Origin of the sequence: Nocardioides ginsengisegetis (assembly GCF_014138045.1) — a bacterium.
GTDB lineage: Bacteria > Actinomycetota > Actinomycetes > Propionibacteriales > Nocardioidaceae > Nocardioides > Nocardioides ginsengisegetis.
Window position 1 is genome coordinate 2,578,280 of record NZ_JACGXA010000001.1, and the last position, 22,044, is coordinate 2,600,323.

General features: G+C 71.3%; 21 protein-coding genes, 2 tRNA genes and 1 pseudogene. 13 read left to right on the forward strand and 11 right to left on the reverse strand.

Annotation, left to right across the window (positions count from 1 at the left end; translation table 11 throughout):
* The first annotated feature begins 325 nt into the window (after positions 1-325).
* A complete protein-coding gene (gene mobF, locus FB382_RS12355) occupies positions 326-2,923 on the forward strand; it encodes a MobF family relaxase (protein WP_343055588.1) in 2,598 nt (865 codons plus the stop codon).
* Positions 2,924-2,926: 3 nt separating this feature from the next.
* Here mobF and FB382_RS12360 read toward each other — a convergent pair whose 3' ends face one another.
* Positions 2,927-3,580, reverse strand: a complete 654-nt coding sequence (locus FB382_RS12360) for a helix-turn-helix domain-containing protein (protein WP_182539533.1) — start codon at positions 3,578-3,580, stop codon at positions 2,927-2,929.
* A gap of 68 nt (positions 3,581-3,648) precedes the next feature.
* On the opposite strand from FB382_RS12360, the gene FB382_RS12365 reads away from it, so the two are divergent.
* A complete protein-coding gene (locus tag FB382_RS12365; protein WP_182539535.1) occupies positions 3,649-3,891 on the forward strand; it encodes a helix-turn-helix domain-containing protein in 243 nt (80 codons plus the stop codon).
* 38 nt (positions 3,892-3,929) lie between these two features.
* Positions 3,930-4,982, forward strand: a pseudogene (locus FB382_RS23085) (tyrosine-type recombinase/integrase); the annotation flags it as partial.
* Between the two features lie 186 nt (positions 4,983-5,168).
* On the opposite strand, the gene FB382_RS12375 reads toward FB382_RS23085, so the two are convergent.
* The 5 genes from FB382_RS12375 to FB382_RS12395 form a co-directional block, all read right to left on the reverse strand.
* Positions 5,169-5,241 (reverse strand) — tRNA-Glu (locus FB382_RS12375).
* 122 nt (positions 5,242-5,363) lie between these two features.
* Positions 5,364-5,435: transfer RNA gene (locus FB382_RS12380), tRNA-Gln, on the reverse strand.
* 36 nt (positions 5,436-5,471) lie between these two features.
* Entirely contained in the window at positions 5,472-6,437 is a 966-nt protein-coding gene (locus FB382_RS12385; RefSeq protein WP_343055589.1) for a CPBP family intramembrane glutamic endopeptidase, read from the reverse strand.
* Positions 6,434-7,897: a glutamate--tRNA ligase gene (gene gltX, locus FB382_RS12390; protein ID WP_182539537.1), complete on the reverse strand. Its 1,464-nt coding sequence runs from the start codon at positions 7,895-7,897 to the stop codon at positions 6,434-6,436. Before gltX ends, FB382_RS12385 begins: the two co-directional genes overlap by 4 nt.
* The gene (locus tag FB382_RS12395; protein WP_125038848.1) at positions 7,894-8,703 is read right to left on the reverse strand and encodes a fumarylacetoacetate hydrolase family protein; all 810 of its coding nucleotides are present in this window, start codon (positions 8,701-8,703) and stop codon (positions 7,894-7,896) included. The genes gltX and FB382_RS12395 overlap by 4 nt, the downstream gene beginning before the upstream one ends.
* A 32-nt stretch (positions 8,704-8,735) precedes the next feature.
* On the opposite strand from FB382_RS12395, the gene FB382_RS12400 reads away from it, so the two are divergent.
* The 3 genes from FB382_RS12400 to FB382_RS12410 are packed head-to-tail and all read left to right on the forward strand — an operon-like array spanning position 8,736 to position 10,478.
* A complete protein-coding gene (locus FB382_RS12400; RefSeq protein WP_182539538.1) occupies positions 8,736-9,599 on the forward strand; it encodes a 3-methyladenine DNA glycosylase in 864 nt (287 codons plus the stop codon).
* 17 nt (positions 9,600-9,616) lie between these two features.
* Positions 9,617-9,883, forward strand: coding sequence for a DUF2087 domain-containing protein (locus FB382_RS12405; RefSeq protein WP_182539540.1), 267 nt, complete (start codon positions 9,617-9,619; stop codon positions 9,881-9,883).
* A complete protein-coding gene (locus tag FB382_RS12410; protein ID WP_182539542.1) occupies positions 9,876-10,478 on the forward strand; it encodes a pentapeptide repeat-containing protein in 603 nt (200 codons plus the stop codon). Before FB382_RS12405 ends, FB382_RS12410 begins: the two co-directional genes overlap by 8 nt.
* Before the next feature lie 123 nt (positions 10,479-10,601).
* Here the strand turns inward: FB382_RS12410 and bsaP are convergent, their stop codons facing one another.
* Both bsaP and bioB read right to left on the reverse strand, forming a co-directional pair.
* Complete coding sequence (gene bsaP, locus FB382_RS12415; protein ID WP_125038853.1) at positions 10,602-10,784, reverse strand: biotin synthase auxiliary protein BsaP; 183 nt, start codon at positions 10,782-10,784, stop codon at positions 10,602-10,604.
* A 10-nt stretch (positions 10,785-10,794) separates the two neighbouring features.
* The gene (gene bioB / locus FB382_RS12420) at positions 10,795-11,790 is read right to left on the reverse strand and encodes a biotin synthase BioB (protein WP_182539544.1); all 996 of its coding nucleotides are present in this window, start codon (positions 11,788-11,790) and stop codon (positions 10,795-10,797) included.
* A 112-nt stretch (positions 11,791-11,902) separates the two neighbouring features.
* On the opposite strand from bioB, the gene FB382_RS12425 reads away from it, so the two are divergent.
* The 3 genes from FB382_RS12425 to bioD are packed head-to-tail and all read left to right on the forward strand — an operon-like array spanning position 11,903 to position 15,011.
* Positions 11,903-13,216 (forward strand): adenosylmethionine--8-amino-7-oxononanoate transaminase, encoded by a 1,314-nt coding sequence (locus tag FB382_RS12425; protein ID WP_182539546.1) that lies wholly within the window; start codon positions 11,903-11,905, stop codon positions 13,214-13,216.
* The gene (locus FB382_RS12430) at positions 13,213-14,346 is read left to right on the forward strand and encodes an 8-amino-7-oxononanoate synthase (RefSeq protein WP_182539548.1); all 1,134 of its coding nucleotides are present in this window, start codon (positions 13,213-13,215) and stop codon (positions 14,344-14,346) included. Before FB382_RS12425 ends, FB382_RS12430 begins: the two co-directional genes overlap by 4 nt.
* Entirely contained in the window at positions 14,343-15,011 is a 669-nt protein-coding gene (gene bioD, locus FB382_RS12435; RefSeq protein ID WP_182539550.1) for a dethiobiotin synthase, read from the forward strand. The genes FB382_RS12430 and bioD overlap by 4 nt, the downstream gene beginning before the upstream one ends.
* 3 nt (positions 15,012-15,014) lie before the next feature.
* Here the strand turns inward: bioD and FB382_RS12440 are convergent, their stop codons facing one another.
* Together FB382_RS12440 and FB382_RS12445 are read right to left on the reverse strand one after the other, a co-directional pair.
* Positions 15,015-16,406: an amidase gene (locus tag FB382_RS12440; protein WP_182539552.1), complete on the reverse strand. Its 1,392-nt coding sequence runs from the start codon at positions 16,404-16,406 to the stop codon at positions 15,015-15,017.
* A gap of 37 nt (positions 16,407-16,443) precedes the next feature.
* Complete coding sequence (locus tag FB382_RS12445; RefSeq protein WP_182539554.1) at positions 16,444-16,992, reverse strand: NADPH-dependent FMN reductase; 549 nt, start codon at positions 16,990-16,992, stop codon at positions 16,444-16,446.
* A 131-nt stretch (positions 16,993-17,123) separates the two neighbouring features.
* Between FB382_RS12445 and FB382_RS12450 the strand changes: the two genes are divergently transcribed.
* The 4 genes from FB382_RS12450 to FB382_RS12465 all read left to right on the forward strand — a co-directional run bounded on the left by FB382_RS12450 (position 17,124) and on the right by FB382_RS12465 (position 20,363).
* Positions 17,124-17,723 carry a TetR/AcrR family transcriptional regulator gene (locus FB382_RS12450; RefSeq protein WP_182539557.1) on the forward strand — a complete coding sequence of 200 codons (600 nt, stop codon included), beginning with the start codon at positions 17,124-17,126 and terminating at the stop codon, positions 17,721-17,723.
* A 63-nt stretch (positions 17,724-17,786) separates the two neighbouring features.
* Complete coding sequence (locus tag FB382_RS12455) at positions 17,787-18,722, forward strand: ABC transporter ATP-binding protein (protein WP_182539559.1); 936 nt, start codon at positions 17,787-17,789, stop codon at positions 18,720-18,722.
* On the forward strand, positions 18,719-19,576 hold the full coding sequence (locus tag FB382_RS12460) for an ABC transporter permease (RefSeq protein ID WP_182539560.1): 858 nt from the start codon (positions 18,719-18,721) through the stop codon (positions 19,574-19,576). The genes FB382_RS12455 and FB382_RS12460 overlap by 4 nt, the downstream gene beginning before the upstream one ends.
* 4 nt (positions 19,577-19,580) lie before the next feature.
* Positions 19,581-20,363: a hypothetical protein gene (locus tag FB382_RS12465; RefSeq protein WP_182539562.1), complete on the forward strand. Its 783-nt coding sequence runs from the start codon at positions 19,581-19,583 to the stop codon at positions 20,361-20,363.
* A gap of 12 nt (positions 20,364-20,375) precedes the next feature.
* Here FB382_RS12465 and cimA read toward each other — a convergent pair whose 3' ends face one another.
* On the reverse strand, positions 20,376-21,974 hold the full coding sequence (gene cimA, locus FB382_RS12470; RefSeq protein WP_125038936.1) for a citramalate synthase: 1,599 nt from the start codon (positions 21,972-21,974) through the stop codon (positions 20,376-20,378).
* Positions 21,975-22,044: the final 70 nt, after the last annotated feature.

Genomic DNA, 22,044 nt, shown 5'->3' on the forward strand with positions numbered 1-22,044 from the left:
AGTGACCTGCCCCCCAGACGACGCCACTTGATGCCGGTCACCACGACAAGCGCGACGTCACTGGAACCTCTCTCGAACACGACCATGAACGACGCAACTCGCCGCTCATCCCCGCAATGACCGAACGTCGATGGTTCCCATCGGCGCCCACGATCCCGTCACTAAGGTCGCCGTTCAGCCTCAGATCTGACCTTCTTTCCGAGCGGCACGCATGCTACGAAGGACGTAGTGGGTCGCCCCTGATCGGGCGGCCCACGCGGCATTTCTAGGGGTCCGTTGGTTGTCGACGGACGTCGCGGAGGCGGTGGTTCGGGTGCATGGCGGCGTGAAGTTCTACCGCGGTGCCGCTAGTGCCGCCCGCGCCTACGTCGAACGGGATCGCTCCCGGGCCGATGACTACTACCTCGCCGAGGGCACCGGCATCGCCGAGCGACTCACCGCGACCCCAGCTGGCGTCGCGAGAGCCGGTCAGATGGACGGCGAAACCTACGAGCAGTGGGTCGCCGGGATCGACGTCGATGCCGGACGCAAGAAGGGACGGGTCCGCGACGACGCGAACGCGCTGCGGTTCGTCGAGGTGGTCGTCAACGGACCCAAGACCTGGTCGCTGGCCGCGGCCCTGCACCCAGACACCTCTGCTGCATTGGACAAAGCCCAAGACGCCGCGGCCGCCGAGATCCTCGGCTGGGTAGCCGCTCACGCCACGACTCGGGTCGGGCCGCGCGGCCGGCAGGTGCAAGTCCCGGTCGAGAAGGTCGAGGCAGCCGTGATCCGGCACTACACGTCGCGGGCCGGCGACCCGCACCGCCATCTACATCTGCAGATCAACGCCCGCGTCTGGGCGGCCGGCGCGTGGCGCGGCATCCACTCGGTCGGGATCCGCGACAGCATCGAGGCCATCAACGGCATCGGGCACGCGGCCGTCGTCACGAACCCGATGTTCCGGTCGGTGCTCGCCGCGTACGGGCTCACGCTCGACCCGGAGACGAGCGAGATCCGCGAGCTGGCTCCGTACGTGGGGGCGTTCAGCGCCCGGACCGGGCAGATCCGTCGCAACGTCGACCGTTACGAGGCGACCTGGCGCAGCGAGCACCCCGTTGAGGAGCCTGGTCCCCGGCTACGGGAGGCGTGGGACCGGCGGGCATGGGCGCAGGCGCGCCCCGACAAGGTCGTCCCCAAGGACGGGCAGGAGTTGGTGGCCCGCTGGAACGACGAGCTCCGCGAGCTGGGCTACACCGACCCGAGCGCGCCTGTACTGCTGACGGGGACGAGGCCGGGACGGATCGACCGCGATTCCGCAGCCGAGCTGGTTGTCTCGATCCTCGGTGCGAGGAGGTCGGCATGGAACACCGCAGACATCCGCGGCAAGACCGACGTTCTTCTCGCCCAGACCGGTCTCCTGGCCGACCCCGCGGTGCGGGCCGAGCTCGCCGAGGACATCACCGCGCGGGCGACGGCCCGGTGCACCAGGTTGCTCGCCAGCACCGATGTACCTGAGCACGTCCGGTCTCTGACCTCACCGCAGGTCCTCGAGGTCGAGGCCGACCTCGTCACCCGGCTCGCGCGACGAGGATCTCGGCCAGCCCGCAAGTCCCGGGTCGGCGGGCGCGGACTGGTGAGGGTCGATCCGGTCCAGGCGCACGTGGTCGAGGTTCTGGCCGGCGACGGGCCGTTGGTGGTGGTCGAAGGTGCCGCGGGCGCCGGGAAGACCACGGCCCTGCGCTCGACGCAGGAGCTGCTGTCCAGACAGGGGCGTCGGCTCCTGGTGGTGACGCCGACGTTGAAGGCCGCGGAGATCGCCGCGGTCGAGACCGGTGCCGAGGGTCGCTCCGCGGCGTGGTTGATCCACCAGCACGGCTGGCGCTGGGACACCGACGGCCACTGGGCACGCCGACCGAACCCCCTGCCCGATCCGATAGCCCGACTCCGGGCCAGTGACCTCCTGCTCGTCGACGAGGCCGGGATGCTCGACCAAGACACCGCCCGGGCGCTCCTGACGGTCGCCGACGAGAACGGCGCGCGGATCGCGTTCGTCGGCGACCGGCACCAGCTCCCGGCAGTCGGCCGCGGCGGCGTTCTGGACCACGCCGTCGCCTGGGCGCACCCGACCGCCATCGTCACCCTGGACACGGTGCACCGGTTCACCGACCCCGACTACGCCGCCCTGACCCTGCGGATGCGCACCGGCGAGGACCCCGGCGCCGTGTTCGACACCCTTCATCGCCGCGGCCAGGTCGTGATCCACCCCTCCGAGGCCGAACGAACCGCCGCGCTCGCTGAGGCCGGCGCCGCCGGCGACTTGGTCATCGCAGACACCCGCGACCAGGTCGCCGACCTCAACGCCACCATCCGCGACCACCACCGCCGCCACCGCCACGACGACCCGGGCACGCTTGGGGAGATCACCACTGCTGGCGGCGAGCGGATCGGGCTGGGCGACCGGGTCGCGACCCGACGCAACGACCCTGACCTGCAGGCCGCAAACCGTCAGACCTGGACCGTCACCGGGATCGGGGCCGACGGCAGCCTCGTCCTGTACGGCCATGGACGGGCACGGGAGATATCAGCCGACTACGCGACCCGCTTCGTCGAGCTCGCCTACGCCACCACCGTCCACGGAACCCAAGGTGACACCGTCGGATCGGCACACTTCCTGGTCGGTGAACACACCGGGGCCGCGTCGGCGTACGTCGCCATGACCCGCGGCCGCGAGACCAACACGGCCCACCTCGTCGCCGCGGACCTCGAGGGAGCCAGGAGCCAGTGGATCGAGGTAATCGGCCGCGACCGCGCCGACCTCGGACCAGCCCACGCGCGACGCCAGGCGATCGATGCCATCGACCGCTACGGCACCCAACCCCGACACCGACCGGTGCCGGCGGCGTCACCCTCACCGGGCGGCGACCACAGCCTCAGCATTTGAGAGTCAACGCCTGCGCCGGCGACCGCTTTGAGCCGGCGGTGGCCAGGCCATCCCGATCTCATCTGCGATCCGGGCGCTGAGTCCGCCCGGATCGCGCGGCCCTCGGTCCTGCGATCTGGTGGCCGCCTCGATCACCGGCCGCCAGGCCTCGCGGACCACGTCGGGGAGAACCATGTGCGGCCAGGCCTGGATCAACAACACGCCATCGACCGAGTCCAAGAGCATCTCCGGAAGCCCATGCACCAGGACCAGCTCGAAGTAGCCGATCCGTTCGGTCGGGTCCGAGAGGTCCCAGACCTGGTGGTCGTCGGTATCGAAGATGTACTTCAACACCTGCACCCGGGCCAAGCACTGAGGCATCGGCACCGACCACAACCGGTCCGGAACCCAGAACGCGCCGACCACACGATCCTCGATCCGGTCGAAGAAGACCCTCGGCCTCACCAGCAACTCATGGTCCGCCGCCTCGAGGAGACGCTCGACCACCTCCAGCGTCGGCGACTTGCGGTGCGACTCGTACTCCGAGACCGACGACTGCTGCGTCCGAGCCAGTTCCGCCAACCGGCGCTGCGACAACCCAGCAGCCCGCCTCGCAGACTCGATCACCGTCATCGGCTCCACATCCCAATGATCGCCGATCATCGATTGGAATGCCATGCGCACCTTAAACAGAGGCCGGAAACACCGACCCGCGACCCGCCCGGGTCGAACCATCGAGGAGCACTATGACTGCACCGCTGATCGACCCCGCCAAGATCCGCATTCCGGCCAGGAATCCCGGCGACGACATGCTCACCCTCCAGGAAGCCTGCGCCTACCTCCGGATCCCCGAAGGCACCCTGCGGTACTGGCGCCACCTCGGCGCTGGACCCCGCAGCTTCAAGATCGGCCGCCACGTCCGCTACTGGCGCGCCGACCTCGTCCTCTGGCTCACCGAACAGACCAACCGTGCACAGGACCGACGGTGACTCGCGACAGCTGTCGCCTCATCGAGGCACGATGAGCCATGGCCAGCATCGAGAAGCGCATTCGGGACGGTCAGACAACGTGGCGGGCGCACTACCGCACCCCCGCAGGGGCGCAACGCAACAAGAGCTTCGCCCGCAAGGTCGACGCCGAGAGGTTCCTGGTCGGCGTCGAGAACGCCAAGGTCGTCGGTACGTACGTCGACCCGGCGCTCGCGAAAGTCACGGTGGGCGAATGGGCACAGCGCTGGCTCGACGGGCAGGCGCATCTCAAGCCGACCACGCACTCCCGATACGCAGGGATCCTGAGCAAGCACATCGGTCCGAAGTGGGATCGGGTCAAGATCGCCAACGTCTCGCACGGCGACGTTCAGGTTTGGGTCACCGAGCTGGCAAGGGACCACTCCCCCGCCACGGTCCAGAAGATCCACCGGGTGCTCAGCCTGGTCCTCGACCTCGCCGTGAAGGACGGCCGCCTCGTTCGCAACGTCGCCGCCGGCGTCAACCTGCCGCGGACCGTCAAACACGAGCACCGGTATCTCACCCACGACCAGGTCGAGCATCTCGCGACGGCGACCGGTTACCCCAGCGATGCGAGCAAGTTCAGCAGCCACGACACCCGCGCCAACGAGACCTACCGGCTCATCGTCCTGTTCCTGGCCTACACCGGAGTTCGTTTCGGGGAGATGGCCGCACTCCGGGTGGCGCGGTTGGACCTTCGCCGCAACCGCGCCGTCATCGCGGAATCCGTGACGCCGGTCCAGGGCCATGGACTGGTGTGGGGCACACCCAAGACCCATCAGCGCCGGGAGGTCCCGATCCCCCGTTTCCTAGCGTCCGAGCTGGCCGCCCACGTCGCCGACAAGAAGGCCGACGACCTTGTCTTCGCCGGCATTCGCGGCGGCCAGCCGCTGCGGGTGAGCACGTTTCGTACGGCGTTCAGCGCGGCCGCCCTAGCCATCGGAGTGCCGGACCTCTACCCGCACCAGCTCCGGCACACAGCGGCGAGCTTGGCGATCGCGAGCGGCGCCGACGTCAAGGTCGTCCAACAGATGCTCGGACACGCCTCGGCAACGATGACGCTCGACACCTACGGCCACCTCTTCGAGGACCGGCTGGACGAGGTCGGGGACGCCATGGATCGGGCTCGCGAGGCCGCGCGACAGCGGCGAGGTCCGTTGCCCCGTGTTGCCCCCGTGTTGCCCGACGCCGGTCTTGAGCGAAATGCAGACGGGGCCCTGCCCAGCGTTTCCGCTGTTCAGGGCCCCTATTCTGGGATGTACCCCCGACCGGATTCGAACCGGCGCTACCGCCTTGAGAGGGCGGCGTGCTAGGCCGCTACACAACGGGGGCTTGTCCTGCTTTCGCTGTCGCTCTCAGGCCTCTCGGCCTTGCTGCGACAACCCGCGAAACTCTAGCGAACGCTGTCGTGACGCACAAAATCGCGGCCTTCAGAACGGACGGACCGCGATTCGCTGGGATACTAGGACTCGAACCTAGAATAACTGGACCAGAACCAGTCGTGTTGCCAATTACACCATATCCCACTGGCATTGCCGGCCCCGGAGGACCGAGAAGAAACCTTACACGGAGGGTTCCGGGGCCACCAAAACGCCCCGGTCCATGGTGGTTTCCAGGCCCTTGCGACGGGCCGTCCACACGACCAGCGCGAGGTAGACGAGCGACTGGGTGAGGGTCGCCGGGATGCTCCACCAGCTGCCCCCCGAAGGGTTCAGCGTGGAGCCCATGTTGCCGAACGCGAGGGCCAGGCCGAAGGCCAGCCAGTTGTTCAGCACGTGCATCGCGATGCCGGCCTCGAGGCCGCCGGTGAGGATCACCAGGATGCCCGCGACGATGCCGAACGCGAACCGGTCGAAGAACACCGGCGCGCTCTGGGCGCCGTGCGCCAGGGCGAAGAGCAGGGCGGGCCCCAGGACCGCGGCGTACGGCGTGCGGAACAGGCCGCCGAAGGCCTGCGTGAGGTAGCCGCGGAAGGCGTACTCCTCCCCCGCGGCCTGCAGCGGCGTCAGCAGCAGCACGACCAGGGCGAACTCCTGCGTGGTGCGGCCGAAGTCGTTGAGGTGCCCACTCATGTCGGTGCCCTCGCCCTGCGCAGGCAGCAGCGAGGAGACGACGAGGGTCGCGAAGAGCCCGATGAAGGCGAGCCCGAAGCAGGTCAGCAGCCAGCGCCAGCGGATCCGCGGCATCACCGACGCGAGCCAGCGCGGCCGCAGCCCGTGCATCACCCTGGTGAGCAGCCAGGTCACGGGGATCGCCGAGGCCAGCACGAGGTTGAGGTAGGCCAGGCCCGCGGGAGTCGGGTCTCCGAGGTCGAGCAGCTGCGTCATCGAGTCGCCCAGCGGGCGCCCCTGGATCGCGAAGGCGATCGCGAACGGCACCTGCCACACGATCGGCACCACGACGAGCATCAGCGCGATCAGCATCGTCGTGCCGACGACGGGCCGCCACCAGGCGACCCGGCCGGCGAGGTGGACCTGCTGGTAGGGCAGCCGGCCGGGAACGGCCGCCCCGGCCGGCTCCCCCGTCACGCCAGTGCGCTCTTCAGACGACCCAGCCCGCGCTCGCGACCGAGCAGCTCGAGCGACTCGAACAGCGGCGGCGAGACCTTGCGGCCGGTGACGGCCACGCGGACCGGGCCGAAGGCCACCCGGGGCTTGAGACCCATCTCGTCGACGAGCTTGCCCTGCAGGGCGTCCTGGATCGCGGCGGTCGACCAGGTGTCGAGGCCGGCGAGGGCGTCGTACGACGCCTGGACGACCTCGCGGCCGGTCTCGTCGAGCAGCTTCGCCACGTCGGCCTCGTCGCGCGTGAAGTCGGCCTCGTCGACGAAGAGGAAGCCGAGCATCTCGGGCGCCTCGGTGAGCTTGTTGATCCGCTCGGCGACCAGCGGCATCGCGAGCTCGAGCAGCTGCGCGTCCGCGTCGGAGACCGGGTCGGAGACGACGCCTGCGGCCTTGAGGAACGGCAGCACCCGGTGGGTGATGTCCTCGACCGACAGCAGCCGCATCTGGGCGACGTTGATCGCGTCGGCCTTCTTGAGGTCGAAGCGCGCCGGGTTGGGGTTGACGTCCTTGATGTCGAACGCCTCGACCATCTCCTCCAGCGAGAAGATGTCGCGGTCCCCGGCGATCGCCCAGCCGAGCAGCGCGAGGTAGTTGAGCAGGCCCTCGGGGATGAAGCCCTGGTCGCGGTAGGCCAGCGCGTGCGCCTCGGGGTCGCGCTTGGAGAGCTTCTTGTTGCCCTGACCCATGACGTAGGGCAGGTGTCCGTAGGCCGGCACGGACTTGGCGATGCCGAGCTCGACCAGGGCGTCGAAGAGCGCGAGCTGACGCGGGGTGCTGGAGAGCAGGTCCTCGCCACGCAGGACGTGGGTGATCTCCATCAGCGCGTCGTCGATCGGGTTGACCAGCGTGTAGAGCGGGTCGCCGTTGGCGCGCGAGAGGGCGAAGTCCGGGACGTTCTCGGTCTCGAACGTGATGTCCCCGCGGACCAGGTCGTCCCACGTGATCGAGCCGTCGGGCATCCGGAAGCGCCCGATCGGCGCGCGGCCCTCGGCCTCGAACGCCGCCCGCTGGTCGGCGGACAGGTCGCGGCAGAAGCCGTCGTACCCCTGCGCCTTGGAGCCGGACGCCTTGCGGCGCGCGTCGACCTCGTCGTTGGTGCAGAAGCAGTCATAGGTGTACGACGAGTCGCGCAGCCGCTCCAGCACGTCGCGGTAGATGTCGCCGCGCTCGCTCTGCTTGTAGGGGCCGTGCGGGCCGCCGACCTCGATGCCCTCGTCCCAGGTCAGGCCGAGCCAGCGCCACAGGTCGAGGATCGCGTCGTAGGACTCCTGGGTGCTGCGCTCCTTGTCGGTGTCCTCCATCCGGAAGACGATCGAGCCGCCGTGGTGGCGCGCGAAGGCCCAGTTGAACAGCGCGGTGCGGACCAGGCCGACGTGCGGGGATCCCGTCGGGGAGGGGCAGAAACGGACGCGGACGTTGCTCAACGCTGGGCCACCTTGTTCGTGAGAGTGCCGAGACCGGCGATCGAGACCTCGACCTCGTCGCCGACCTGCATGGGACCGACACCCTCGGGGGTGCCGGTGAGGATGACGTCGCCGGGGAGCAACGTCATCACGCTGGAGACGTGCGCGATCAGCGCGGGGATGTCGAAGATCATGTCGGCCGTCGAGCCGTCCTGGACGACGTCGCCGTTGAGGAAGGTCTGGAGGCGGACGCCGTCGATGAAGGTCTGCGGGTCGAGATCGGTCTCGATCCACGGGCCGAGCGGGCAGAAGGAGTCGAAGCCCTTGGCGCGGGTGAACTGCACGTCGGACTTCTGCAGGTCGCGGGCCGTGACGTCGTTGGCGATCGTGTAGCCGTGGATCACGTCGGTCGCCTGCTCCGGCGGCACGTCCCGGCAGATCCGGCCGATCACGACGGCGAGCTCGCCCTCGTAGTGGAGGTCCTGGGTCTGGCGCGGGTAGAAGATCGGGTCGCCGGGACCGACCACGCTGGTGTTGGGCTTGAGGAACATCAGCGGCTCGGCCGGGACGTCGTTGCCGAGCTCGGCGGCGTGGGCGGCGTAGTTGCGGCCGATGCCGACCACCTTGCTGCGCGGTAGCACCGGCGCGAGCAGCCGGACGTCCTCGAGGCGGTGCTCCTCGTCGAGCAGCTTCACCCCGACGTACAGGGGATCACCCGCCAGGGCGACGATGACGGAGTCCTCGGCCGGCTGGCCGAACTGGTCGACCTCGCCGGTCACCACGCCGTACTGGGGGTCTTCTCCGGTCGTGAATCTCGCGATACGCACTCGGGGAGCCTATCGACCTACCCTTGGGCGCCATGGAGGTGCTGGCGCGGGAGGAGTGGCAGGCGTGCGCCGCGGCACACGCGGCCCGCATCGACGCCTTCGTGCAGCCGCACCTCGCGCGGCGGGAGTCACGGGTCAAGCACCCCGTCCACGACTTCCTCTTCACCTACTACTCCCAGCGGCCGGCCCAGCTGCGGCGGTGGCACCCGGGGTACGGCGTGGGGCTGGCCGACGGGGCGTCGTACGCGGGCTTGAAGGGGTACGCCGGGGAGCCGGCCAGCGTCACGGCCGAGCACGTCGCCTCGCAGCGGGTGCTGCTCGAGACCCTGCGCCGGCTGCTGTCGGCGACGGCGGGGCGGGCCGCCAACTTCGGGTGCTTCGGGCTGCACGAGTGGGCGATGGTCTATCGGGCGGCCGAGCACGGGAAGCGTCACGACTGGCCGCTGCGGCTGGGCGGGGGTGGCACCGACGCGGTCGTGGAGTCGCACCGGATCGCCTGCTCGCACTTCGACGCCTACCGCTTCTTCACCGAGCCGGCGCGTCCGCTGAACACGCTCTCCCCCACCTCGACCGACCGGCCGGACTTCGAGCAGCCGGCCTGCCTCCACGCCGGGATGGACCTCTACAAGCACGCGTTCCGGCTCACGCCGATGATCAGCTCGGACCTGGTCGCCGACTGCTTCGAGCTGGCCCGCGACATCCGCATCCTCGACATGCGCGCGGCGCCGTACGACCTCACCGGGCTGGAGATCGACGGCCACGGCTTCGAGCCGGTGCGGATCGAGACCGCGGCGGGCAAGGCGGCCTACGCCGAGGCGCAGCGCGGGTTCGCCGAGCGGGGCGCGCCGCTGCGCGCCCGCCTGGTCGCCGAGTGCGAGCGGCTGCTCGCCGAGTGACGGTTACGGTGTGCCGCATGGACGAGCGGGTGCTACGGAACTTCATGACGCCCGAGGGGCGGCTGCACACGATCCCGAGCAAGCAGGCCAAGCTGCTGGTGGTCCTCGACCACCTGGCGCAGTCCTTCGAGCCGGGATGCCACTACCCCGAGAAGGACGTCAACGAGATCCTCGAGGGCTTCCACCCCGACTACGCCGCGCTGCGCCGCTACCTCGTGGAGAACCTCTTCCTGACCCGCGAGGACGGCGTCTACTGGCGCAGCGGCGGCAGCTTCGATGTCTGAGCCCCGGGTGGGCGTCGCGTTCACCGGTGAGGACTGGTACGCCGAGCCGCTGAAGGCCGCGCAGTTCGTCGAGTGCACCTTCAGCGACGTCGACTTCTCGGAAGCGACGACGGCGGGGGCGCTCTTCGACCGGTGCACGTTCCACGGCTGCCGCTTCAACGCCTCGACGCACACCAGCTCGGCGTTCGTGGCCTGCGACTTCCGCCGGACGAGCTTCTTCGACGCGACGTTCGACGGCTGCAAGCTGGTCGGCTCGGTGTTCGCCGAGTGCACGCTGCGGCCGGTCGAGATCCGCGGCGGTCAGTGGCAGGGCGTCACGATCCGCGGCACCAACCTGACCAAGCTCGACCTGACCGGGCTCGACCTGCGCGAGGCCGACCTGTCGATGTCCGACCTCACCGGGTCCGTGCTGCGCGACTGCCGGCTCGACGGCGCCAACCTCCGGGAGACCAACCTGGGCGGCGCCGACCTGCGCGGCGCGAGCCTGGACCGGGTCGACCTCGCCGCCGCCCGGCTCCGGGCGACCCGGCTGGACCTCGAGGGCGCCGTACTGCTGGCGGAGCTGCACGGGGCGTCGGTGGACGCGAGCGTCTAGCCGGGGCCGGTCGGGATCGCCGGTTCACCGGTGGTCCTGGACGTTATGGAGGGTTGCAACCCTCCAGAACGTACGGGAACGCCGGTCCACCGGTGATTCCTGCGTCCGGTGGGACAGGAGTGACTAACTTGTCAGGACGCCGTGCTCCACGCACTCGGCCGACCAGCCACGGGGAGTGACCTGGACCTTCATGCGCCGACGGCAGCTGGTGCAGAAGCGCGGGGGCTCCATCACCAGCTGCACGTCGCACACGGTGTGGTCGCGGGCCTCGACGGGCTCGCCGCAGTGACCGCAGAAGTCGTTCATCTCCGCCGGCTCACAGGGTCTTCGCGAGTTCCTTGATCGGCATCTTCAGGTCCGAGAGGAGGGTGAGGTCCTCGTCGGCGTTGCGGCCGAGCGTCGTCAGGTAGTTGCCCACGATGACGGCGTTGATGCCGCCGAGCAGGCCGTCGCGGGTGCCGAGGTCACCGAGGGTGAGCTCGCGGCCGCCGGCGTAGCGCAGGACGGTGCGCGGCATCGCGAGGCGGAAGGCAGCGATCGTGCGCAGGGCGTCGGCGGAGTCCATGATCGGCAGGTCGCCGAAGGGGGTGCCGGGGCGCGGGTTGAGGAAGTTGAGCGGGACCTCGTGGGGGTCGAGCTCGGCCAGCTGCGAGGCCAGCTCGGCGCGCTGCTCGAGGGTCTCGCCCATGCCGACCAGGCCGCCGCAGCACAGCTCCATGCCGGACTCGCGGACCATCTCGCAGGTCTCCCAGCGCTCCTCGTAGGAGTGCGTAGTCACCACCGAGGGGAAGTAGGACTTCGCGGCCTCGAGGTTGTGGTTGTAGCGGTGGACGCCCATGTCCTTGAGGTCGTCGACCTGCTCCTGGGTGAGCATGCCGAGCGAGCAGGCGACGTTGATGTCGACGGCCTCCTGGATGGCCTTGATGCCGTCACGGACCTGCGTCATCAGGCGCTCGTCGGGGCCGCGGACGGCGGCGACGATGCAGAACTCCGTGGCGCCGGTGGCGGCGGTCTCCTCGGCGGCCTTGACCAGCTGCGGGATGTCCAGCCACACCGAGCGGACCGGCGAGGTGAACTGGCCGGACTGGCTGCAGAAGTGGCAGTCCTCGGGGCAGCCGCCGGTCTTGAGGCTGATGATCCCCTCGACCTCGATCTCGGGGCCGCAGTGCTTCATGCGGACCCCGTGGGCCAGCTCCAGCAGCTCGGGGATCTGGTCGTCGGGGAGCTGGAGGACCTCGACCAGCTCGTCGTACGACAGTCCTTCGCCGTCGTCGAGGACCTTCGTGCGGGCGCGCTCCAGGATGTCAGTCACGCAAGGCAGGTTAACCGCCGTGGGGACGCGCGGCGTACGCCGGTCGGTTACTGGAACGTACGCCGGACGTGCAGGTCGGCGCGCGTGTCGTCGCTCGTAGACTGCCGGGGCGATGACGGCCTCCCCCACTCAGATCCCCGCGCCGGGCGCGGGCACCGCCCCGGACCTGCTCGCGTTCGACCGCGAGCACGTGTGGCACCCCTACACCTCGATGACCGACCCGACGCCGACGCGGCTGGTGACCGGGGCGTCCGGCACCCGGCTGACCCTGGCCGACGGCACCGAGCTGGTCGACGGGATGTCGTCGTGGTGGGCCGCGATCCACGGCTACAACCACCCGGTGCTCAACGCCGCGCTCGCCGCGCAGGCGGCCGACTACGCGCACGTGATGTTCGGCGGGCTCACCCACGAGCCCGCGATCCGGCTGGCCCGGCGGCTGGTCGACCTGTCCCCGGTCGGGCTCGAGCACGTCTTCCTCGCCGACTCCGGGTCGGTGAGCGTCGAGGTCGCGCTCAAGATGGTGCTGCAGTACCAGCGCGGGGTCGGCCATCCCGAGCGCACCCGGCTGCTGACGATCCGTGGCGGCTACCACGGCGACACGTTCGGCTGTATGAGCGTGTGCGACCCGGTGGGTGGCATGCACTCGATGTTCAGCGGCGTGCTGCCGCAGCAGGTCTTCGCCGACCAGCCGCCGTCGTCCCCCGACGGTGTCGCGGCCTGGGCCGCCGGGTTCGAGGCGCTGGCCGCCGAGCACGCCCACGAGCTGGCCGGGATCATCGTCGAGCCGCTGCTGCAGGGCGCCGGGGGCATGTACGTCTACCCCGCCGAGTGCCTGCAGGTGATGCGCGAGGTCGCGGACCGGCACGACCTGGTGCTGGTCTTCGACGAGATCGCGACCGGCTTCGGCCGCACCGGCACGCTCTTCGCCGCCGACGCGGCCGGGGTCTCCCCCGACATCATGTGCGTCGGCAAGGCCCTCACCGGCGGATACCTGACGCTCGCGGCCGCCCTCTGCACGTCGCGGATCGCCGTCGGCCTCTCCCACTCCGAGTCCGGCGTGCTGATGCACGGCCCGACCTTCATGGGCAACCCGCTCGCCTGCTCGGCCGCCCTCGCGTCGCTGGACCTCCTCGAGGCCAACGACTGGGAGGCCCAGGTCGCCCGGATCAACGCCGGGCTCGTCGCCGGGCTCGCGCCGGTCCGGCACCTGGCCGGCGTCGCCGACGTGCGCACGCTCGGCGCGGTCGGCGTCGTCCAGCTCGACCACCCCGTCGACATGGTGAAGGCCACCGAGGTCGCGATCGAGCACGGCGTGTGGCTGCGGCCCTTCCGCGACCTGATCTACACGATGCCGCCCTACGTCTCCTCCGACGAGGACGTCGCCACGATCTGTGCGGCGATCGCGGCCGCGGCGGTCGTGGCATGACGACCCCGTCGGGCTGGGACGCGTGGCTGGCCGCCGAGGCGGCGGCGCGCGACGAAGCCGGGCTGACCCGGCGCCTGGTCCCGCGGAAGGCGGACGACCCGACCATCGACCTGGCGGGCAACGACTACCTCGGCCTGTCCCGGCACCCCGACGTCGTGGCCGGGGCCGTCGCCGCGGCCCGTGCCTTCGGCGGCGGCGCGGGTGCGTCGCGGCTCGTCACCGGCACGCTGACGATCCACGCCGAACTCGAGCGCGCGCTGGCCGACTACACGGGTCAGCCGGAGGCGCTGGTGTTCTCCACCGGCTACCACGCCAACCTCTCGATCGTGACCGCGCTGGCCGACCGGACGGCGTACGTCGTCTCCGACGCGCACGTCCACGCCTCCCTCGTCGACGCCGTGCGCCTGTCGAGGGCCGCGCTCGAGATCGTGCCGCACAGCGACGTGACGGCGGTGCGCGAGGCGCTGGCTCGGGCCGACGGCCGCCCCACGCTGGTGCTGGCCGAGTCGGTCTACTCCGTGCTCGGCGACGAGGCCCCGCTCGTCGAGCTGGCCGCCGCTTGTGAGGAGTACGGCGCCCTCCTGGTCGTCGACGAGGCGCACGGACTGGGCGTGCACGGCCCCGGCGTCGTGCACCGGCTCGGCCTGGCCGGTCTGCCGCACGTCGTCGTCACGGCCACCCTGTCCAAGTCGCTCGGCAGCCAGGGCGGGGCCGTGCTCGGCTCGCCCGCGCTGGTCGAGCACCTCGTCAACCGGGCGCGTCCGTTCATCTTCGACACCGGCCTGGCCCCCGCGGCCGCCGGCGCGGCCCTGGCCGCTCTCGAGCTGCTGCGCGGCGACCCGGCGCTCCCCGGCGTGGTCCGGCGGCGGGTCACCGACCTGGCCGCCGCGCTGGGCGTCGAGCCGCCGGCCGGCGCGGTGCTGTCGGTGCCGATGGCCTCGCCGCAGGTCGCCCTGGCCGCTCAGGGCGCCGTCCTCGAGCAGGGCGTCCGGGTCGGCTGCTTCCGGCCGCCGTCGGTCCCCGACGGCGTCTCCCGGCTGCGGATCACCTCCAGCGCCGGCCCGTCCGACGAGGACTGGGCGCGCGCCGTCGAGGTGCTCGTCGCCGTCGTGAAGGAGTTCAGGCCATGAGCCGCATCGTCGTCGTCACCGGCACGTCCACGGGCGTCGGCAAGACCGTCGCCACCGCGGCGCTCGCGCTGCGCGCGGCCGGGTCCGGCACCGTCACCGTCGTGAAGCCCGTGCAGACCGGGATCGTCGACGGCGACAGCGACGCCGGGGAGGTGCACCGGCTGACCGGCTGCGGCGTGCAGGAGTACACCGCGCTCGACGAGCCCCTCGCACCCGACACCGCGGCCCGTCGGCAGGGCGTGCGGATCCCGCCCGTGGCGGAGTACGCCGACCGGATCCGGGTGCTCGCGGAGTTCCACGACACGGTCGTCGTCGAGGGCGCGGGCGGGCTGCTGGTCCGCCTCGACACCGACGGCGGCACGATCCTCGACCTCGCCGCCGAGCTCGCCGAGACGCTCCCCGTCGAGGTCGTCGTCGTCGCCGGGCCGCAGCTCGGGACCCTCAACCACGCCGAGCTCACCGTCGGCGCGATCCGCGCCCGCGGCCTCGAGCCGGCGGGCGTGGTGATCGGCGCCTGGCCGGCCGAGCCCGGCCTGGCCGAGCGCTGCAACGCCGAGGACCTCCCCCGCGTCACCGGACTGCCGGTGCTGGCGACCATCCCCGCCGGCGTGGGCACGCTGGACCGCGAGGCCTTCCGCGAGCAGTCGCCGACCTGGTTCGCCTGAGCGTCACCAGCCCGGCGGCCGCCGGTCGGCCCACGGCGCGGCCTCCTCGACCTGCGCGGAGAGCGACAGCAGCAACGCCTCCTCGGCGGGACGGGCGGCCAGCATCACCCCGACCGGCAGCCCGTCAGGCGTCCAGTGCGTGGGGAGCGAGACCGCCGGCATGCCGGTGACGTTCCAGGCCGAGGTCCACGGCGTGAAGTCCTTCTGGGCCTCGAAGTCGGCCCCCGGGTCGGCGTCGTTGCGCAGCGCCCCGACCGGCAACGGCGGAGTTGCGAGCGTCGGCGTCAGCACCGCGTCGTACGGCGCCAGCGCGGTCAGCGCCTCGGCCGCGAACCGCCTCATCGCGCCGATGGCGAGCCCGAAACCAGGCCCGCTGACGGCGTTGCCGCGCTCGGTCAGCCAGCGGGTCAGCGGACGCAGCAGGTGCTCGCGCTCGGGCGGCACCACGGACAGCGCGGTCAGCACCGACCAGCAGGTCTCGAAGACCGGCACCGCCTCGCGCGGCAGCGGGACCGCGACGTCGACGACCTCGTGGCCGAGCGACTCGAGCAGGACCGAGGCGTCCTCCCAGGCCCGGACGCACTCCGGGTCGACCGGCACGTCGGCGATGACGGGCTCGACGAAGCGGGCGATCCGCAGCCGACCCGGCGGCCGGTCGCAGGCCGAGAGGAAAGAGGCGTCCGGCGGTGGCGCCCACGACGGGTCGCCGGGCCGGCGTCCCTCGAGCACGTCGAGCAGCGCGGCTGCGTCCCGCACCGTCCGGGCGATCGAGCCGGCCGTCGCGAGGCCGACCGGGTCGCCGTACATCGGGTGGCCGCTGATCCGGCCGCGGGTGGGCTTGAGGCCGACCAGCCCGCAGCAGGAGGCCGGGATCCGGATCGACCCTCCCCCGTCGGAGCCCTGGGCGACGGGCACGAGGCCGGCCGCGACCGCTGCGGCCGCACCACCCGACGAGCCGCCGGCCATCCGGGTGCGGTCCCAGGGGGTCACCGCCGGCGGCAGCCCCTCGGGCTCGGTGTAGCAGGGCGACCCGAACTCCGGCGTGCTGGTCTTGCCGATGCTGACCATCCCGGCGGCCTCGATCGACAGCGTCACGCCGTCGGAGACGTCGGGCACGAAGTCGTCGAACGCCGCGGAACCGAAGGTGGTGCGGACCCCGGCGGTCATGTTCAGGTCCTTGATCGCGGTCGGCACGCCGTAGAGCGGCGACGTCCCGGTGCCCAGCGACAGGGCCCGGACCCGGGCCAGGTCGGGGGTGAGCGTGACGAACGCGCCGACCGAGTCGAGTCGGTCGGCGCGTTCGAGGTAGTGCTCGGTGAGCTCGGCGGAGGAGACCTCACGACGCCGGACGAGGTCGCCCTGCTCCAGGGCGGTCAGGTCGTGGAGGTCAGTCATGCCCCTGAAACTACGCTGCCCGCGGACAGCGGTCCGATCAGGCCGCGGCGGTCTCCGCGTCGAAGTCGACCAGGGTCTGCACGGCGCCGTTGAGCTTGGCCAGCACGTCGGCGTCGGTCAGCACGTCGACCTCGAGGGCCGACTGCGAGACGGTGACGTCCTCGACCACGACCGCACCGGCGATGCCGGCGGAGCGGGCGGTGTCCTGGTGGGCCCACTTGCCGCCGTACGGCGTGGGGGTGGCACCGACGACGCCGAACGGCTTGCCCTTGATGGCGCCGACGCCGTAGGGGCGGGAGAGCCAGTCGATGGCGTTGTTGAGCACGGCGGGCATGGTGCCGTTGTACTCGGGGGTGACGGCCAGCACGCGGTCGGCGTTGGCGACGCGGGCGCGCAGCTCGGCGGCGGCCGCGGGGACGTTCTCGCCGTCGAGGTCCTCGTTGTAGAACGGGAGCGCCTCGAGGTTCTCGGCGATCTCGACCGTGACGCCCTCGGGCGCCTGGTCACGCAGGGTCTCGGCGATCTTGCGGTTCAGGGAGTCGGCGCGAAGGCTGCCGACGAGGACGATGACGCGGGTGTCCGACATGGGGTGCTCCTACGGGGGTCGAGTTCAGGGCCGTTCACGGTTTCAAACGGACCGCGGTCCGGTTCTTATTCCGGATCGGCGAACTTTTTTGCCGACCCCCTGATACCCACTCCTCCTAGAGTTGACCCCTGATGTCCGAACCCCGCCTCCTGCCGCTGCTCGACGCTCCCCACCCCGAGCGTCGCGACGCCGCGCGCAACCGCGAGGCGCTGCTGCTCGCGGCCCAGCGGCTCGTCGACCACTGCGGGGTCGACGGCGTGACGATGGACGCCGTCGCGCACGAGGCGGGTGTGGGCAAGGGCACGGTCTTCCGCCGCTTCGTCTCCCGCGAGGGCCTGATGGCGGCGCTGCTGAACTTCTCCGAGACCGAGTGGCAGGCCGCGGTGATGTCCGGCCCGCCGCCGCTCGGCCCGGGCGCCGAGCCGTGGGACCGGCTGATGGCCTTCGGCCGCTCGCGCCTGGAGACGACGATCAAGCACGCCGACCTGATCCGGCACGCCGGCCGCGCCGGGTCGCGGTCGTTCGCGGCGTACTCCTTCGTGGCCATGCACGTGCGCTACCTCCTCGGCGAGCTGCACGTCACCGGCGACCTGCCGCTGCTCGCCACCGCGCTGATGGCCCCGCTGGAGGCGCCGATCCTGGACCAGCAGGTGCGGATCGAGGGCCTCGAGGTCGACCGCGTGTACGCCGGCTGGGTCGACCTCGCCCGCCGGGTGGTGCGGTCGCCGTAGCGGGAATGGCCACGTCCTGGCGCGTTCATGTTCCGCTCATGTTCGTGCCTCTACGGTGCGTCCATGACAGAACCGCTGGCCGTGGACGCCGTGGGTGTGACCAAGGCCTTCGGGTCCCTGCGCGCGGTGGACGACATCACCGTCCGCGTCGCCCCCGGTGAGGTGTACGGCGTGCTCGGGCCCAACGGCGCCGGCAAGACGACGTTCCTGCGGATGCTCTTCGGGCTGATCCGCCCCGACGCCGGCACGATCCGGGTCTTCGGCCGGACGTGGGAGGAGGACGGGGCCGCCGTGCTGGACGGCGTCGCAGGCTTCATCGAGAGCCCGAAGTTCTACCCCTACCTGACCGGACGGGCCAACCTCGAGGGGCTCGCGCTCCTCGACGGCGGCGCCCGGCCCGGCCGTCTCGAGGAGGTGCTGGCCATCGTCGACCTGGCCGACCGCGCCGACGACAAGGTGGGTGGCTACTCCTACGGCATGCGGCAGCGGCTCGGCGTCGCCGCCAGCCTGTTGCGCGACCCGCGCCTGCTGATCCTCGACGAGCCGGCCAACGGCCTCGACCCGGCCGGCATCCGGGACATGCGGGCGCTGGTGAAGCGGCTCGCGGGGAGCGGGCTGACGGTCCTGCTGAGCTCGCACCACATGGACGAGGTCGAGGAGATCTGCGACAACGTCACGATCATGCGGCGCGGCAGTGTCGCCTTCCACGGCACCATCGCCGACCTGCGCGCGATGGCCCCCGACCCCGGCCACCTGCTCGCCACCACCGACGACGCGCGGGCGCTCGCGCTGGCCGCCGACCGGCCCGGCATCGAGGTCGAGCGCGACCCCGAGGCGGCGCTGGTGGTCACCGGGCCCCAGCACGAGGTCTCGGCGTACGTCGCGGACCTGGTGCGCGCCGGCCTGGACCTGCGCGCGTTCACCCCCACCCGGACGCCGCTGGAGGCGCTGTTCTTCATGCTCACCGACGCGACTCCCGACCTGGAGGAAGTCCGATGACGACCACGCTGGAGGCCGTCGCCGCGACCACGCGGACGCACCCCGGGCTGGGGGCCGTGCTGCGGTGGGAGACCCGCAAGCTGCGCGCGCAATACCGCGCGAAGGCCGTGCTCCTCGGGGCGCTGCTGGGCCCGATCCCCGTCGTGTTCATCATCCACGGACAGTCGCGGCCGCCGAAGGACACGCTCTTCGGCCGGTTCGCCACGGAGAACGGCTTCGCCCTGGCGTTGCTGGTGCTCGGCTTCGCCTCGCAGTGGGTGCTGCCGCTGCTGACCGCGATCGTGGCCGGCGACGTCTTCGCCAGCGAGGACCAGCACGGCACGTGGAAGACCGTCCTGACCCGCTCGACGAGCCGGGCCCAGCTGTTCTGGGCCAAGGCCCTGGTCGCCAGCGGATTCGCCGTCCTCGTCCTGGCCGTCCTGGCCGCCTCCACGATCGTCTCGAGCCTCCTCGTCGTGGGCCACCAGCCGCTGATCGGCCTCTCCGGCCAGACCGTCGACCCGCGGTCCGCCCTGGAGCTCGTGGCCGCCAGCTGGGCGACCACCCTCCCGCCCATGATCGGCTTCACCTGCCTGGCGATCCTGCTGTCGGTGTGGGCCCGCAACCCCGCCGTCGGCATCGCCGCCCCGGTCGTGATCGGCATGGTGATGCAGCTCGTCGGCGCACTCGGCGGCATCGAGGCCGTGCGGCCGCTGCTGCTCACCACGCCGTTCGAGTCCTGGCACGGCCTGCTCACCCAACCGGCCTTCACCGGTCCGCTCGTCCAGGGGGTGCTGGTGAGCGCGGTGTGGAGCCTCGCGTCCCTCGCCGTCGCCTTCGTCCTGCTCCGCCGTCGCGACATCACCGGAGGCTGACGCCATGCGTCGCAGCATCATCGCCGTCCTCACCACCCTGCTCGTCGTGGCCGCCATCGGCGCCGCGGCCGTGGCCGGCGGAAGCGGCAGCACCGTCACCAAGGCCCGACTCGAGCGCGCCCTGCCGGTGGTGTTCGCCAACATGTACGTCCAGCAGGCCCGCCTGCTGGGCCGCACCGACATCACCGCGGCGTCCCTCGAGCCGCAGGCCATGTGCGACAAGCACGGCCCCGACGTGGCCGACGTCGGCCCCGGCGGCGACTGGATCTGCCTGATGAGCTGGACCGACCCGCAGGTGCCGATGCCCTCGGAGGGCTACGGCAAGTTCGAGCTCAACGTGCACAGCAACGACTGCTTCACCGCCGCCGGGCCGAGCAAGCTGACCGGCTTCCTCACGCTGACCGACAAGCGCGGCCGCGAGGTGACCAACCCGCTCTTCGAGTTCGACGGCTGCTTCGACCCCGCCACGGACGACACCCCGACGGGCACCACGTTCCCCTCGGTCTTCGCGATCACCAGCCCCTCGGTGACGCCCGACGGTCAGGGCCTGGTCAACGCCCAGGTCACCTGCGGCACGGGAAGCCAGGGCTGTGCCGGCACGATCACCGCCATGGCCGGGAAGACCTCGCTGGGGGTCGTCCCCTACCGGCTCAAGGAGGAGGCGACGGCCCGGATCCCGTTCCCGAACGCGCTTCCTGACGGGACCAAGGAGGTCTCGTTCCAGGTGACCCCGGCGACCGGCTACAGCTCGGACTCGCCGGTGGTGCTGCCGGTCCAGAAGCAGTAGCTCAGCGACGCGTCATGAGGCGTCGTGGTGCTTGCGCAGGCCGAAGGTGAGTCCGTCGACCAGCGCCCCCCACGACGCCTCGATCACGTTGTGGCCGACCCCGACGGTCACCCACGACGACACCCCGTCGCTGGTCTCGATCAGCACGCGGGTGATGGCGTCGGTGCCGTGCCCCTGGTCGAGGATCCGGACCTTGTAGTCGATCAGCTCGAACTTCGCGACCTCGGGGAACGCCTGGCCGATCGCCGAGCGGAGCGCCGCGTCCAGCGCGTTGACCGGGCCGTTGCCCTCCCCGGTCACGACGTAGCGGACGCCCTCGGCCTTCAGCTTCACCGTCGCCTCGGAGACCGCCTCGTCGTCGGCGCCGCGGTTGCTGAGGGTCTCGGTGATCACCCGCCACGACTCGACCTCGAAGTACGACGGGCGCCGGCCCTCGACCTCCTCGACCAGCAGCAGCTCGAAGGAGGCGTCCGCGGCCTCGAAGGTGTAGCCGCGTGACTCCAGCTTTTTGACGCGGTCGGTGACGCGGGTGACGAGGTCCTTGTCCCCGCTGAGGTCGAAGCCGAGCTCCCGACCCTTGAGCTCGATGGACGCCCGGCCGGCCATGTCGGAGACGAGCAGCCTCATGTCGTTGCCGACCCCGACCGGGTCCATGTGCTGGTAGAGGTTGGGGTCGACCTTGATGGCGCTCGCGTGCAGCCCCGCCTTGTGCGTGAAGGCCGAGGTGCCGACGTACGGCTGCCGGGACGCGGGCGGGAAGTTGGTGACCTCGGCGACCGCGTGGGCGATCCGGGTGGCGTCGCGCAGGAGGCCCGGCGGCAGCACCTGGCGGTCCAGCTTGAGCTCGAGGTTGGCCACGACCGAGACCAGGTCGGCGTTGCCCGTGCGCTCCCCGTAGCCGTTGATGGTGCCCTGGACGTGGGTGGCGCCGGCGTCGACCGCGGCGAGGGTGTTGGCCACGGCGCACCCGGTGTCGTTGTGGCAGTGGATGCCGACGCGCACCTGGGCGGTCTCGAGGACGTCGTGGACGACGTCGGCGACCCAGCCGGGGAGCATGCCGCCGTTGGTGTCGCAGAGCGCGATCACCTCGGCGCCCGCGTCGTACGCCGTGCGGAGCACCTCGAGGGCGTAGTCGCGGTTGGCGCGGTAGCCGTCGAAGAAGTGCTCGGCGTCGAGGAAGACCTGCTGGCCCTCCGCGCGGAGGTGGCTCACGGTGTCGCGGATCATCGCGAGGTTCTCCTCGAGCGTGGTCCGCAGCGCGAGCTCGACGTGCCGGTCGTGGGACTTCGCGACCAGGGTGACCACCCCGGCGCCGCTGTCGCGCAGCGCCGCCACCAGCGGGTCGTCGGCGGCCCTCACGCCGGCCCGGCGGGTGGCGCCGAAGGCCGCGAGCCGGGCGTTGCGCAGGTCCAGCTCCTGGCTGGCGCGGCGGAAGAACTCGGTGTCCTTGGGGTTGGCGCCCGGCCAGCCGCCCTCGATGTAACCCACGCCGAGCCCGTCCAGCTGCCGCGCGATGCTCAGCTTGTCGGCGACGGAGAGGTTGAGCCCCTCCTGCTGCGCTCCGTCGCGCAGGGTGGTGTCGTAGACGTGGAACGAGCCGTGCAGGTCCATCGGGGTACTTCCTTCAGGTGTGGTCTCGACAAGCTCGACCAACGAGGGCGGTCCGGGCACAAAAAAACCT

Excerpts from the sequence above, each read along its gene's own strand:
- FB382_RS12360 (WP_182539533.1), bottom strand. The coding sequence starts at position 3,580 with ATGGCATTCCAATCGATGATCGGCGATCATTGGGATGTGGAGCCGATG.
- FB382_RS12365 (WP_182539535.1), top strand. The coding sequence starts at position 3,649 with ATGACTGCACCGCTGATCGACCCCGCCAAGATCCGCATTCCGGCCAGG.
- FB382_RS12400 (WP_182539538.1), top strand. The coding sequence starts at position 8,736 with ATGGAGGTGCTGGCGCGGGAGGAGTGGCAGGCGTGCGCCGCGGCACAC.
- FB382_RS12405 (WP_182539540.1), top strand. The coding sequence starts at position 9,617 with ATGGACGAGCGGGTGCTACGGAACTTCATGACGCCCGAGGGGCGGCTG.
- FB382_RS12410 (WP_182539542.1), top strand. The coding sequence starts at position 9,876 with ATGTCTGAGCCCCGGGTGGGCGTCGCGTTCACCGGTGAGGACTGGTAC.
- bsaP (WP_125038853.1), bottom strand. The coding sequence starts at position 10,784 with ATGAACGACTTCTGCGGTCACTGCGGCGAGCCCGTCGAGGCCCGCGAC.
- FB382_RS12425 (WP_182539546.1), top strand. The coding sequence starts at position 11,903 with ATGACGGCCTCCCCCACTCAGATCCCCGCGCCGGGCGCGGGCACCGCC.
- FB382_RS12430 (WP_182539548.1), top strand. The coding sequence starts at position 13,213 with ATGACGACCCCGTCGGGCTGGGACGCGTGGCTGGCCGCCGAGGCGGCG.
- bioD (WP_182539550.1), top strand. The coding sequence starts at position 14,343 with ATGAGCCGCATCGTCGTCGTCACCGGCACGTCCACGGGCGTCGGCAAG.
- FB382_RS12440 (WP_182539552.1), bottom strand. The coding sequence starts at position 16,406 with ATGACTGACCTCCACGACCTGACCGCCCTGGAGCAGGGCGACCTCGTC.
- FB382_RS12445 (WP_182539554.1), bottom strand. The coding sequence starts at position 16,992 with ATGTCGGACACCCGCGTCATCGTCCTCGTCGGCAGCCTTCGCGCCGAC.
- FB382_RS12450 (WP_182539557.1), top strand. The coding sequence starts at position 17,124 with ATGTCCGAACCCCGCCTCCTGCCGCTGCTCGACGCTCCCCACCCCGAG.
- FB382_RS12455 (WP_182539559.1), top strand. The coding sequence starts at position 17,787 with ATGACAGAACCGCTGGCCGTGGACGCCGTGGGTGTGACCAAGGCCTTC.
- FB382_RS12460 (WP_182539560.1), top strand. The coding sequence starts at position 18,719 with ATGACGACCACGCTGGAGGCCGTCGCCGCGACCACGCGGACGCACCCC.
- FB382_RS12465 (WP_182539562.1), top strand. The coding sequence starts at position 19,581 with ATGCGTCGCAGCATCATCGCCGTCCTCACCACCCTGCTCGTCGTGGCC.
- cimA (WP_125038936.1), bottom strand. The coding sequence starts at position 21,974 with ATGGACCTGCACGGCTCGTTCCACGTCTACGACACCACCCTGCGCGAC.